Raw genomic sequence first — 13,961 nt, forward strand, 5'->3', positions numbered from 1 at the left:
ATGCAGTATAATATGAAAGTCTAGTATAGCTTGATTTCTTTTAATAATACCTCATCTCTTGCAGATGTTATCTGTATTTGTATTTTTAAAATTGTTGTTCTTGTATCATCTAGCAATGGATTTTGTTCTGCAAAAGGATTTTGAAGCTGACAGATTTTTTTGTATCCTATAGTAGTTCCCTGATATATAGGATACTGATGTCCACTTGGACTTCCTATTAGGATGCGGAAGCTTTCTACTCTTTGTCCCTGTGCAATATCTTCCTGTAAAACTACATATTTTATTGAATTTACTGGTTCCTGTAAGACAATATTATAAATTGGCTGTGTTATCGGTTCTCCTTGTACCTTTTCTATTGTTACAGCTATTTCTTTTCCGAATTCTGAATTCAATAATTCCTTTAGTTCCTTAAGCCTCTGAATGTCTCTTTTATCTATAAGTCCTTCTCTCGTTGGTGGAAGGTTTAAATTAAGACTAGAATTTGAACCTACACTAGCTAAATATGTCTTAAATAATCGTTCCAGGGAATGAGGTTCCTCTTCTTCGTGCCAGAACCAGCCTGGACGAATGGAAATATCAATTTCAGAGGGGGCAAACACCAGACCTTTAGAGTACAAAATATTAGCCATAGTCCCTAATTCCTTCTCAGTGCTATAAATCCAGGATAAGCTTCCTTGATCAGCCATGGGTCCTGCTCCCGTTTGTATCTCACCATAATAACATAATTCCGAAGGGACTACTGCCCATTCCGCATGACGAGCACTTCCAGCTTCATTTCCACACCAGCGAATATCTGGTCCAAAATCATTAAAAATTACTGCATTAGGCTGATGCTTATGTATTAAATCAAAATATCTTGGAAAGTCATATATCTGCTTCTTACCATTTGGTCCCTCACCACAGGCATTATCAAACCATACATAGAAAATATCCCCGTATTCTGTTAAAAGCTCTGTTAACTGATTGCAAAAATAATCATTGTACTCCGGTGTACCATAATATTTTGAGTTCCTATCCCATGGGGATAGATAAAATCCAAATTTAATTCCACCTTTTCTGCAGGCATCCGCTGCTTCTTTTACGATGTCGCCTCTATAGGGACTGTTTTTTACAGAATGCTCCGTGTATTTAGATGGCCATAGGCAAAAACCATCATGATGCTTGGCGGTTAAAACCATTCCCTTCATGCCAGCTAGCTTAATAGCTTCTACCCATTGGTTACAATCCAGCTTTGTAGGATTAAATATCTCTGGATTCTCTGAACCATCCCCCCATTCTTTGTCGGTAAAAGTATTAGGCCCAAAATGAATAAAGGCATAGTATTCCATTTCAAACCAATCCAATTGCTTTTTAGAAGGTCTTACATTTGCAGCTTCTTTTATAAATTTCATCATACTGATTTTCTCCTCTCTCAAGAAAGCATTCTCTCCAAAATATCAGCTTCTACATACATAATTGATGTAAGGATATCCAGCTGAGGTATATATGATATTAAAGTATCTGTATAAAAAGTTATAAATAGTAAAGCAAAATTGATTATTATTGTCAATGATATCCATTAAATATGATATGATAAACTCAATGGATTAGAAATATAGGGGGGAATACAATGAGTAAAGTAATTGTAACAACGGGAGATTTAAAAGAAGATTACGAGATACTTGGACCAGTATATTTTCAGGTATCTAATAAGGGCTTGTTTGGTAGTGCATTGAGTAATTTGGTGAAAAAATATCAAGCTCAAATCCAAGGGATGAAAAAACAAGGTGCTATGTCACAGGATAAAGCGGATTGGGGATTTTTATATGGAGAATGGTCTGTTGGACAAAGTGATTTTGAAAAAGCATTTTTTGTTGCTACAGAAGAATTAAAAAAACGAGGAGAAATGGTTGGAGCAGATGCAATAATTTGCATGCACCAAGATATTGATATGGACACAAATGGATTTGCATATTTCTATTTACAAATGTATGGAACAGCAGTAAAGTTTAAAAAGGATTAGATTAGTAATAGGGTTAAATTTTTCAAGAATTTAGTTTGTTTAAGTGATAAATAATCAGGACGTTTTCAGCTAATGAAAACGTCTTTTTTGTTATTACCCAATAATTGTAGCAGCATGTTAAATATTAATAGTATAAATTATTTATATATCAGAAAAATTTTTTAGGTATACACAAGAAAAATAAAAAAAATACTAAAAGTTCTAAAAAATATACTCATACAAAGCTTTAGAAAAGTGTTAATATTTTAACAGAAGAGAGATATGAGCGCTTATATCTTATAAACAGATGCACAGCATCAAAATGGCACATAGTCAAGGATTATGGTATTTTTGAAAAGGTTAACTATTAGTTTTAAGGATAGGAAAAGAGGGATTAGTAATGAGTATGCTAGATGTTAATATGGCAAAAAGAGCTGAAACTGAAAAACCTTTTGGTATTTTAGATAAGCTTGGTTATATGTTCGGTGACTTTGGTAATGATTTTACTTTTATATTATCCAGTATGATGTTAATGAAATTTTATTCTGATGTTATGGGAGTATCCGTAGGAATAATAGGTATTATGATGATGGTTGCCCGTATCGTTGATGCTTTTACAGATGTGGCAATGGGACAATTGGTTGACAGAAGTAAACCTACAGGAAAAGGTAAATTTGCTCCCTGGCTTCGAAGAATGTGCGGACCTGTTGCTATTGCATCCTTCCTGATGTATGCAAGCTGGTTCCAGAACATGAACATGGGCTTTAAGATTTTCTGGATGTTCTTTACATACATTCTTTGGGGAAGCATATGTTATACAGGGGTAAACATACCTTATGGCTCCATGGCTTCTGCAATATCTGGAGAACCTACAGATAGAGCACAGCTATCTAACTGGAGAACAATTGGATCTGTTTTAGCCGGTACTTTCATAGGTGTTGTATTACCTTTAATTGTATACTATACTGATGATGCTGGAAATATGGTGCTTTCAGGAAGCAGAATGTCCATTGCTGCATTAATATGCTCTATTGGAGCAGTAGCCTGCTATATGATATGCTATCACCTGACAGTAGAAAGGGTTAAGGTAGAGCAAAAGACTGAAAAGTTCAATTTAAAAGAGCTGATTAGCGGTCTTATAAAGAATAGAGCTATGGTTGGTATAGTGGTATCCTCCTTCTGTATGCTTCTTTCTCAATTAACCTTAGCTACTATGACAACCTATGTATTCCCTAATTATTTTAAAAATACTGCGGCGCAGTCGGCTTCAGGTGTTGTGGGAATGGTTATTACATTCATATGTGCTGCTTTCAGCGTTAAGCTCTCCCAAAGGTTTGGCAGAAAAGAGCTTGCTATCTTTAGTTCAATTTGGGGAGCGGGAGTATTCTTAGTTGCTTTCTTCTTAAAGACTACAAATGCATGGGTATTCCTAGTAATTTATGCTCTTGCATATGTTGGATTAGCCGTTTTCAGTTTAATTACTTGGGCTATGATTACAGATGTTATTGATGATACAGAGGTTCAGACAGGAGAGAGATCCGATGGAACTATTTATTCTGTTTACTCTTTCTCAAGAAAACTAGGACAGGCTGCTTCCTCAGGAGTTGCGGGAATGCTTCTTACTGTAATCGGATATTCCCAGGCAACGGCTTTTGAACCAGAGGTAGTAAAGGGCATATATAATATTACCTGTCTTGCTCCAGCTATTGGTTTCATACTCCTTGCTCTTTCTCTAAAATACATATATCCTCTTAACAAAGAGAGAGTAGAAAACAATGCTAGAATTCTTGCGGAAAAGCGCTAATAGGAATTATATTATAAAGAGTATATATAAATAATATAATAAAACATAAAAGCTATGATATCCTATATTTGAAGGTTATCATAGCTTTTTGTTTGTGTGGAAAAGTATACATCAGGAGGATAAATTTAATGGATATGAATCGATTATTTTCGCTGCAGGGAAAGGTTGCCTTAGTAACAGGAGGAGCATATGGCATAGGATTTGCCATTGCAGAGGCTTATGGAAAAGCTGGGGCAAAAATCGCTTTTAATTGTAGAGGGAAGGAACATATGGAGGAGGCTATGAAGGCCTATGAAGAAAAGGGAATAGCTGCTAAGGGATATTTTTGTGATGTAACTGATGAAACACAGGTGCAGAATATGGTGGTTGAGATAGAAAAGGACCTTGGCACCATTGATATTCTAGTAAATAATGCAGGAATTATAAAACGAATTCCCATGATAGAGATGAAGGTAGAGGAATTTCGTCAGGTAATTGATATTGATCTTACTGGACCATTTATTGTTTCCAAGGCTGTTTTACCTGGAATGATTGAAAAAGGCCATGGAAAGATTATCAATGTCTGTTCTATGATGAGTGAGCTGGGTAGGGAAACAGTCTCTGCTTATGCTGCTGCAAAGGGTGGACTTAAAATGCTCACCAAAAATATCGCTTCTGAGTATGGAGAATATAATATTCAGTGCAATGGAATCGGGCCAGGTTATATAGCAACCCCACAGACCGCACCACTACGAGAGCTTCAGCCAGACGGAAGCAGACATCCTTTTGATCAGTTTATTATTTCTAAAACTCCACAGGCGCGCTGGGGAACTCCAGAGGACTTAATGGGACCAGCTGTTTTCCTAGCTTCCGATGCATCTAATTTTGTAAATGGACATATTCTTTATGTAGATGGTGGGATATTAGCTTATATAGGAAAGCAGCTATAAGAGGATTTGATTTTATTAAACTATTTTTTGTAACTATAGTAAAGGAATTGAGATTTTAATATAGGTTTTGAAAAGACGTAAAGAAAGCTTTACTTTACAGGTATTTAATTTATTTAAAAATTAATCATAAAGCGGCTGATAATATCTGAGTATGATACTATCAGCCGTTTTATACATAGGAACTTTTAAAAGATTAAGTTAATAAATAAAAGACATATTAATATCCTGTTCGTAATCACCGAAGTTCTTACCAAATAAGTTAAAGCCACCAATATATTTGGCATCTTCCATGTTCCCAATGCGTACAGTAATAAAGTCCTTTGTGCCGATTGACAAGTCTGATAAAGAAAGGGTACTACTTTCTTTATTATTGATTAAGGTATTCTTTTCTGTAACAGCAATAGTGGTTAGCAATCCATATTGTGTACAACCATTTTCCCACCAGCTTGGGTTAAGACGTCCTCTCCGTGCTCCAAAGTCTCCTGGACAGCGCCAGCTTCCACATAGTTTGCCGTTAATCCAGATTGAAATATCTGACTTCCATCCTTCTCTGAAGTTCGGTGCTTCAGAGCAGATTTCAAAGCTAAGAAGTAGTTGCTTTAAGTTTGTCGATGGATCTAAGGTATAGGGAAATCTGTATTCTACATAACCAGAAGATGACCAAAGAAGTTGTGCGTTTACCCTTTCTGGTAGATAGAAGTCCGAAGGCCGGTCTTCATAGCCGATATGACCATTAGAGTCTACAAGACCACAGGTTGGAGTGATCTGACAATCTGTGTAGGCACCGATTGGCATTGAAACTGTAGAAATTTCATCTACCTCTGTGCTCATGCCGTTAAGCCTTATAGTAACTAAGTCGTTTTTTCTACTGCACAATTTCATAGAACCACGGAAACCAGGCTGTTGTTCTGTGTTTATGAGATTTGCACCTTCTAAAATCCGGATATGTAAGGCTGCAGTAGAAGCAGGTATATTGAGCTTCTCTGCAATTTCGCCTATATTATAACTATTATAATATAGCAATTTTAATATTCGGATTCTATCAGGAGAGGAAAGTGCCTTGGAGACAGAGCATAACATTTCCTCATCATCTGCATTTAGTTGAAGTATCTTAGCCATATAATTCCTCCAATAAATATGTTTAAATGCATTATAGCATAAAAAAATGGGAATATCTACAAAAAGATAAAGAACAGGAATATTGTTTTAAAACTGATAAAAACTTAAGTTTACAGAAAATATTGACATTAAATGTACATACTGATAATATATTTGTATAAAGAAACAAGATTATTGTTATAAATAATATGAAAGGAAGTTATTGAGAAAGGAAATATAAATTAAAGTAACAATAATATTGTTTTAAATATTAAAAAAGGAGATAATTTTATGTTCATGAAGAGAATGGTTTCCAGTATTTTACTCACCTTGGTTTTAGCAATAGGACTTATGGGTTGTTCAAATGCGGAGGTTGATAAAAATTCCTCTGATGGGAAAATTAATCTTAAATTTATGGGATGGGGAAATGATGCGGAAGTTGCAACATTTCAGTCAATGATTGACCAATTCGAGGATATTTATCCCAATGTAAACGTTGAGTATATTGTAGTACCAAGTAGTGACTATGATACAAAGATGCAGAACATGATTGCAGCGGATGAGCAGCCAGATGTTTTTTATCTTGGAATCGATTACCTTATGAAATACGCAGCTACAGGAAACCTATATGATTTAACAGATTATGTAGAAAATAATGATATTTTTGATGTTGATAACATATGGGAAAATGCAGTTAATATTTATAAGTATGATGGAACTGGTCTAGGTACTGGACAGATTTATGCGCTGCCTAAGGATGTAAGCGCTTTCTCCATTGTATATAATAAAGATTTATTTGAAGAAGCTGGTGTTATTCCTCCTACAGAAGAAGATCCTTGGGATTGGAACGATTATCTAGAAGCGGCAAAGAAGCTGACCAATGGGGACGTATACGGAACTGCAATGTATTCTATGGAGTCTGCAGTATGGTCTAATGGGGCAGATTGGCTTGATGACTCTACTACAGAGGTTGCTTTTACAGATCCAAAGTTTGTTGAGGCATTTCAGTTTGTAGCAGATTTGCGTAGTAAATATCATGTGGCACCGTCTTCTGCAGAGGAAGAATCCTTAAGTAGCTATGACCGTTTTATGCAGGGAAAGCTTGGTATGATGGGGGTAGGTTCATGGGCAACTGCGGATTTGTGGAATAATACTGACTTTGAGTGGGATTTGATGGACTGGCCAGTAAGTCCAAATACTGGAGAAAAGGCTGTATGGTTTGGAAGTGCTGGACTTGCTGTTTCACCAAAAAGTGAAAATTTAGAAGCTGCTTGCAATCTAGCTGCATTCTTAGCATTTAATGAAGAAGCGCAGCGTACTAGCTATACTACAGGCATGTCTGTTCCTACATTGAAGGATATGGCTTATGGAGAGTATATGGATATGGATAAGTCTCCGGAAAATAAAAAGGCATTTTTAAATGTTTTAGAACAATATGGTAGACTTGCTACCCAGTCAAAGACATTTAACCAAGAATGGTGGAACGAATTTAACTCTGGAATTAATTCCGTATATGATGGAGAGATATCAGCACAGGAATATTGCGATTCAGTGGCAGAGAAAGTACAGAATCTGTTGAATGAGAGTTTGGAACAGCATAAGGCACTTAAATAGTAAGAAGCACATAGATTAGCTGGATAATTATCCAGCTAATCTATGTGGTAAATGCTTAATACGGGAGTGGTGATTGAATGTTAAAAAAAAGCCTTAAGCGAAAGGAAAGAATCGCAGGATTATTATTTGTGACACCGGCAGTAATCAATTTTGTCTGTTTATTTTGTGTGCCCCTTGCCTTATGTATTGCAGCATCTATGACTGATTGGAATGTATTGTTTCCCAAAAGAACTTTTGTGGGCATTGACAATTTTGTAAAACTATTCAATGATGATAAGTTTTGGATCGCGGTGAAAAATACTTTTTATATGATGCTTCCTATTCCCGTTTATATGACATTTGGTTTGCTCTTTGCACAGGCATGTCATAAGAATATTAAAGGTAATAAGGTGTTTCGAGTAATATATTATTTGCCATATATTTCCTCTATTGTGGCATTGGTACTCCTTTGGAAGTGGCTATTTAATGCTGAATTTGGTCTTATAAATCAAGCCTTAGAGCTATTTGGAATTGAAGGACCAAATTGGATGGGAGATCCTGTTTGGACTAAGAGAATGATTGTTATTATGATTGCATGGAAGATGATTGGTATCACAGCTATTTATTTTCTCTCTAGTCTTAACAATATCCCTGAGTCTTATTATGAAGCAGCGAGGATTGATGGTGCAAATGGGGTGCAGCAGTTTTTTAGAATAACCTTACCACTGCTTACACCTATAATTTTTTATCTGTTTACAGTTAATATGATAGGATCACTGCAGACATTTATTGAAGTGGATTTATTCACGAGTGATGGAGGTCGTAATTATGGGGTTGCCACAGTAGTATATTATATATGGCAGAAAGCCTTTAACTATAGCCAGATGGGGTATGCCTCTGCAACAGCACTTGTATTCGGAGGAATGATATTTATATTAACATTATTGCAGTTTAAGTTATCGAATAAATGGGTATATGAAGGAGAATAGAGGATGGAAAAAAATAAACCAAAAACTAAGCCAGCTCGAATAATTGCATTTTTAATTATGTTGATTGGTGGAGCAGCTATGATTCTCCCGTTTATATGGATGATATCTACATCTCTAAAAGAGGCAAATAACGTTTATCAGATACCACCACAATGGATACCTGACCCAATAGATTGGAGAAATTTTGTGGATATATGGACAAAAACTGAATTATTGAATGGTATAAAAAATACTATCTTAGTGTCAGTCTGTGTTGTGGTATTTGGAACCTTTTCTTCTACTATGGCGGCATTTGCATTTGCTAAATTGGAGTTTCCTTTTAAAAAAGCATTATTTATATGTATACTGTCAACAATGATGATTCCTTTTGTAGTTCTATTAGTTCCTCAATATATTATTTATGCAAAAATTAATTGGCTAAATACACTGTTACCATTAATTATCCCTGGAGCATTGGGAAATGTATCTATGATTTTCTTTTTAAGACAATACATGACAGGGCTTCCTACCAGTCTTCTAGAAGCTGCAAAAATAGATGGTTGTGGCTATTTTAAAATATATTACCGAATTTTTTTACCACTATGTAAACCAGCAATTGTGGGACAGGTAATAATGATATTTATGGCAACTTGGAATGATTATTTTGGACCTATGGTGTTTATCAATGATAGCCGAAAGCGGACAATACAGGTTGTGATTGCTATGTTGAATTCTTATCATGAAACTCAAACAGATATACCACTTATCATGGCAGGCTCTTTGATTGCGATTCTGCCAGTGCTGATTTTATTTATTTTCTGCCAGAAATATTTTACAAATTCATTTGCGATGTCTGGATTAAAGGACTGATGGAGGGAAATAGATGATAAAAAAATATAAAAATCCAATAGCAAGAAAAGGAGATTATGCTGATCCCTTTGTGCTCAGGTATAATGGAAGATATTATTTGTATGCAACTAACCCAGATATAAGGTGTTTTAGTTCTAATAATCTCATAGACTGGGTATTGGAAGGGCCGACAATAACTGAGGATACATTCCAAGGGCTTGTTCCCTTTGCACCAGAAGTAGTATATTCAAATGGAAAGTTTTACCTATACACCTCTCCCTCGGGCTACGGACATTATATACTAGAAAGTGATGCTCCTACAGGTCCCTTTAGAAAAGTCAGCGATAATATCGGACATTCTATTGATGGTTCGGTTTTTATTGATGATGATGGGAAATGGTATTTCTATTGGGCAGGTGATGAAGGGATATGGGGATGTGAGATGAAGTCTCCAACAGAGTTTGGAGAGCCTGTATTAACAGGTGCATACATGGAAGGTTGGACAGAAGGTCCTTTTATATGTAAACAAAATGGTATTTATTATATGACTTATACCGGCAATCATTATTTGAGCGATGGCTATCGAATTAATGCTGCGTGGAGTAAACATCCGCTGAGGGATTATGTAGATGAAAAGAACAATCCTATTATAATACACACCAATGGAGATGGGATAGGTCTTGGTCACAGTAGTACTGTTCTAGGACCAGATTTAGTTTCACATTATATTGTTTATCATAATATGAATGGGGATAGGACAAGAGACCTTAATATTGATAGACAGTTATGGTATGGAAAAGTAACACAGATTATTGGACCTACAAGAATAGAGCAAATTGCACCAGCTATGCCCACATATTCTTATCCAGCAGAGGATAATGAAACCTTAACATGGAAGTTTGTGACTGGTTCATGGAATCATGAAAATGATTTATATGTTTCAGTAAATAATAGTTTTTTGGTGCTGTCAGAACAAATTTTTTCAGATGATTTTACTGTAGAATTCAATATCAAGTTAAAACAGAACTGCCAGAATGGAAGTTTTGGAATCGTTGTTGGAAAATTAGAGGATAGTATTTATAAAATCCAATTTAATAAGAACAATCATACCTTACAGTTATGGAATAATAAAAAAGATCAGGAAATGTTGTTGGCATACTCTAGGCTGCCAGAAAATTATGACTTTCATAGCTTGCATTGTGTACGTATTGAATATAGTAAATCTGGATTGATTATCTTTGTAGATAATAGAAAACAACTTATACATGAAGAAATTTATTTTGAAAAAGTCAGAATTGGATATTTTTCAGAAGCAGGAAGTGTTGCATGCGGTTATACTGCAATAACAGAAGCAGTTTCCGGTACAGAAGAGATGCAAAATCAAATTGTGAAAGATTGTCTCCATTATCCGGTATTTGGTGAAGGGATACATCAGAAAACCTTCCATGGAGACGTGTTATTACGCGAAGGTGATAATTCAAAATATCAGCTTTGGGTGGATAAGGATGCTGAGTATAAAATTTACATCATAAGCGATGCCTCTGAAAAATCAGGGAGGGCTAGTATTATCCTAGATGGTCTAAGAATGGATAATTCCATTGAAAAAAAGGACATATGTATAAATGTTTTATATTTGCATGAAGGTATTCATAGTCTTGAAATTATTGGGGAATACGGTGAGTTAGCAGTAAAAAATATTTATTTCACCGAAATATCTGAAGAGCAACAGAATGAAAATCTTGCCTTACCAATTACAGTAGAGCATTATGGGAAAAAACTCATTGGAGATCCCTTAAGTGGAGATTTCAAAATAATAGCTAATCTTAAGGCTTATGTGAATGATGAATGTGGTAAAGCGGGGTTGCTAATAAAAGTAACAGAACCTTCCGAAGGAGGAGAGGGAGAGGATTCTGTATTAGGAGTACATTTCTTTTTTGGCTATTCCATTGCTTTTACTGGAAAAGAAATTGAGGTTGCTAGACATCAATATGATGAAAATATACTTGCCACATGTCCTTATGAATTGGATATGGAAAGCTCCTGTAAGGTATCCATAGAGATGAAAGATACATGGATTCGTGTTTTTATAAATCATGAGGAAAATCCTAGAATTGAAGTTAAGGATTTGAGGCCACTACTGCATGGACGTATGGGAATATGGGCAAAGAATGGATCAGTAACACTGGATAAACTAAATGTGATACTTTCCGCAGAATACAATAATAAATAGTTAGGAGAAACCATATGAGCTATAACTTTAGAGAAGAATATCCACGCCCTCAGTTTCAAAGGGAAGAGTGGATGACTCTGAATGGTACTTGGGATTTTTCTTTTGATAAAGAGGACTATGATCGAAAAATCAATGTACCGTTTGTATATGAGTCCCGATTGTCTGGAATTGAAGAAAAGGAGTTTCATGAAAATATCTGCTACAGGCGTTTCTTTTCAATACCCGATAGCTGGAAGAATAAGCAGATTATTTTACACTTTGGAGCAGTTGACTATGAGTGTAAGGTGCTGGTGAATCAGCATCTTGCTGAAAAGCATGTGGGAGGACAAACCGGGTTTTCAGTGAATATTACGGAACTTTTACTTGAGGGACAGAACGAACTGAAGGTCCTAGTCAAAGATTTTCATAAAGATCTCGATATACCAAGAGGGAAGCAATTTTGGAAGGAGAAGTCAGAGAGCATATTCTATACACCATCCACAGGTATATGGCAGAGTGTATGGCTGGAGCCTGTTTCAGACATATATATTAAGCAGGTGTTTATTACACCTCTCTTTGATGAAAAGGCAGTTAAGTTTGAATATGAATTAAATCACTGTGGAGAATGTACCCTAGAAGCAGTAATTGCCTATAATGATTCCCTTGTCTCAAAGATGCTTCTCTATCCTCAGAACAAAAATGGTAATTTTACCTTAAATATAGATGAAGCAGTCTTGGGCTGCTGGAACATCACTGAAGATCTTGCTTGGACACCGGAAAATCCACGGTTATTTGATGTTACATTCCGGCTGAAAGAAAAGGAGAGAGAAGTAGATCAAGTTAAGTCCTATTTTGGAATGAGGAAGATATCCATAGAGAATGGGAAATTTTTATTAAATAACCGCCCATACTTTCAAAAGCTGATTCTTGATCAGGGATATTGGCCAGATGGCATATTGACAGCACCATCTGATGAGTCTTTTGTGGAAGATATAAAAATGGTTAAGGAAATGGGTTTTAATGGTGTACGCAAGCATCAGAAGGTAGAAGACCCAAGATTCTTATATCATGCAGATCGTCTTGGTTTGCTCGTATGGGGAGAAATCGGAGCAGGCTATGCCTATTCCAGGCGCCTTGCTACTAGCATGATGCAGGAATGGCAGGATGCGGTCCTTAGAGATTATAATCATCCATGTATTGTGGTGTGGGCCCCGTTAAATGAATCTTGGGGAGTACTGGAAATAATGCAGAATGAAAAAGAACAGAATTTCTGTAAAGCAATGTACGCAATGACTAAAGCACTTGATACGACACGACCAGTAAGTGATAATGATGGATGGGAGCATGTAGAAGGTGATTTATTAACTATTCACGATTATGAGGCAAGACGAGGTGTGCTTACAAAGCGCTATACAACTGAAGAGAAGATATTACAGGAACAACCAGCAGGCAGGCCCCTCTATGTGTCTGGAAAAGCAGTTCGTAATAAGCCTATTATCATTAGTGAGTTTGGTGGTATTTCTTATCATAAGGATGGAAATGACGGTTGGGGTTATTCCAATGCGGTGGATGAGGAAGATTTTTTACAGAGGTTAAGTGATGTTATTTCACCATTGCTTACTTCTGAGATTGTACAAGGATTCTGCTATACACAGTTGACTGATGTGGAACAGGAGATAAACGGTCTTCTTACATATCAGCGCAAACCTAAGGTAGGTTTTGAAAAAATACGAAATATTATTTTTGGAGATAGGAATTGATTGTGATAAAACTTGCTCTTTTTTAAGAGAATAAAAAATATCCTAATGACTATCACAATATTTGGCTGGTCCAGTGAGATTAAGCTACAATCTACCCTAGACAAGCTCTTTGATGGTCCTTTTGGTATAGGTTATCTAAAAGAAAAAGCACAAATTTTAATATGAGAAATTTATATAAATCCCCAGTATAACAGAAGTGTTGTTATACTGGGGACTTTTTATAGCCAATTGTTGTTTTTTAAGAAAAAATAAAGTGTTATCTGTACTACCATTATAGCTGGTATTCCATACTTAAAATACCAATGCTTTGTTTTATGACGAAATAGCTTCATACCTAATAAGATACCTAATGAACCTAAAAGAAGAGCAGTTATAAAAAATCTTGATTCTGGAATCCTCCACTGACCTTTTATTGACCTTTTTTTATCTAGATACATTATAAGAATGCCATAAAGATTGATTATTGCAATATATATAATTAATATAGTATGCCCCATAATGCAGTACCCCCCTACTTATTCATATGCTTATGATACTACCCCCTCATGGCTGTGGCAATAGAAAGATATCTTACTTTATAACTTATATTTGTGAAAGGATTCTATAAAGATACCTTCCTATATACAGTGCACAGCTTCATATCAGTATATAAGTAATTCTTTGTGAGTATCCTAGCATATAAGGGAAAGTTAATACTTTCTAAAGATATTGAAAGAAATAAGTTACAATATCTTAATTTGCATATATTATTATGTAGATATGCATTGATA

General features: G+C 35.6%; 11 protein-coding genes. 8 read left to right on the plus strand and 3 right to left on the minus strand.

Annotation, left to right across the window (positions count from 1 at the left end; genetic code table 11):
- Positions 1–20: 20 nt before the first annotated feature.
- Positions 21–1,394 carry an alpha-L-fucosidase gene (locus tag ACPWSR_RS10670; protein ID WP_426348218.1) on the minus strand — a complete coding sequence of 458 codons (1,374 nt, stop codon included), beginning with the start codon at positions 1,392–1,394 and terminating at the stop codon, positions 21–23.
- Positions 1,395–1,609: 215 nt separating this feature from the next.
- On the opposite strand from ACPWSR_RS10670, the gene ACPWSR_RS10675 reads away from it, so the two are divergent.
- From ACPWSR_RS10675 to ACPWSR_RS10685, 3 genes are all read left to right on the plus strand, one after another.
- Positions 1,610–2,002 carry a hypothetical protein gene (locus ACPWSR_RS10675; protein ID WP_426348219.1) on the plus strand — a complete coding sequence of 131 codons (393 nt, stop codon included), beginning with the start codon at positions 1,610–1,612 and terminating at the stop codon, positions 2,000–2,002.
- Between the two features lie 379 nt (positions 2,003–2,381).
- On the plus strand, positions 2,382–3,785 hold the full coding sequence (locus ACPWSR_RS10680; RefSeq protein ID WP_426348220.1) for an MFS transporter: 1,404 nt from the start codon (positions 2,382–2,384) through the stop codon (positions 3,783–3,785).
- A gap of 134 nt (positions 3,786–3,919) precedes the next feature.
- Positions 3,920–4,714, plus strand: a complete 795-nt coding sequence (locus ACPWSR_RS10685) for a gluconate 5-dehydrogenase (RefSeq protein ID WP_426351378.1) — start codon at positions 3,920–3,922, stop codon at positions 4,712–4,714.
- Positions 4,715–4,912: 198 nt separating this feature from the next.
- Here ACPWSR_RS10685 and ACPWSR_RS10690 read toward each other — a convergent pair whose 3' ends face one another.
- Positions 4,913–5,794 (minus strand): ArsR/SmtB family transcription factor, encoded by an 882-nt coding sequence (locus tag ACPWSR_RS10690; protein ID WP_426348221.1) that lies wholly within the window; start codon positions 5,792–5,794, stop codon positions 4,913–4,915.
- Between the two features lie 309 nt (positions 5,795–6,103).
- Here ACPWSR_RS10690 and ACPWSR_RS10695 point away from each other — a divergent pair, with 309 nt between their 5' ends.
- The 5 genes from ACPWSR_RS10695 to ACPWSR_RS10715 all read left to right on the plus strand — a co-directional run bounded on the left by ACPWSR_RS10695 (position 6,104) and on the right by ACPWSR_RS10715 (position 13,191).
- Positions 6,104–7,426 (plus strand): ABC transporter substrate-binding protein, encoded by a 1,323-nt coding sequence (locus ACPWSR_RS10695; protein WP_426348222.1) that lies wholly within the window; start codon positions 6,104–6,106, stop codon positions 7,424–7,426.
- Positions 7,427–7,503: 77 nt separating this feature from the next.
- The gene (locus ACPWSR_RS10700) at positions 7,504–8,394 is read left to right on the plus strand and encodes a carbohydrate ABC transporter permease (protein WP_426348223.1); all 891 of its coding nucleotides are present in this window, start codon (positions 7,504–7,506) and stop codon (positions 8,392–8,394) included.
- Positions 8,395–8,397: 3 nt separating this feature from the next.
- On the plus strand, positions 8,398–9,243 hold the full coding sequence (locus tag ACPWSR_RS10705) for a carbohydrate ABC transporter permease (protein WP_426348224.1): 846 nt from the start codon (positions 8,398–8,400) through the stop codon (positions 9,241–9,243).
- Positions 9,244–9,256: 13 nt separating this feature from the next.
- Complete coding sequence (locus ACPWSR_RS10710) at positions 9,257–11,452, plus strand: glycoside hydrolase family 43 protein (protein ID WP_426348225.1); 2,196 nt, start codon at positions 9,257–9,259, stop codon at positions 11,450–11,452.
- A gap of 14 nt (positions 11,453–11,466) precedes the next feature.
- Entirely contained in the window at positions 11,467–13,191 is a 1,725-nt protein-coding gene (locus tag ACPWSR_RS10715; protein ID WP_426348226.1) for a glycoside hydrolase family 2 protein, read from the plus strand.
- 218 nt (positions 13,192–13,409) lie between these two features.
- Here the strand turns inward: ACPWSR_RS10715 and ACPWSR_RS10720 are convergent, their stop codons facing one another.
- On the minus strand, positions 13,410–13,688 hold the full coding sequence (locus tag ACPWSR_RS10720) for a DUF1294 domain-containing protein (RefSeq protein ID WP_426348227.1): 279 nt from the start codon (positions 13,686–13,688) through the stop codon (positions 13,410–13,412).
- Positions 13,689–13,961: the final 273 nt, after the last annotated feature.

It is taken from the genome of Alloiococcus sp. CFN-8 (assembly GCF_049943125.1).
Taxonomy (GTDB): domain Bacteria; phylum Bacillota; class Clostridia; order Clostridiales; family Clostridiaceae; genus JAEXZL01.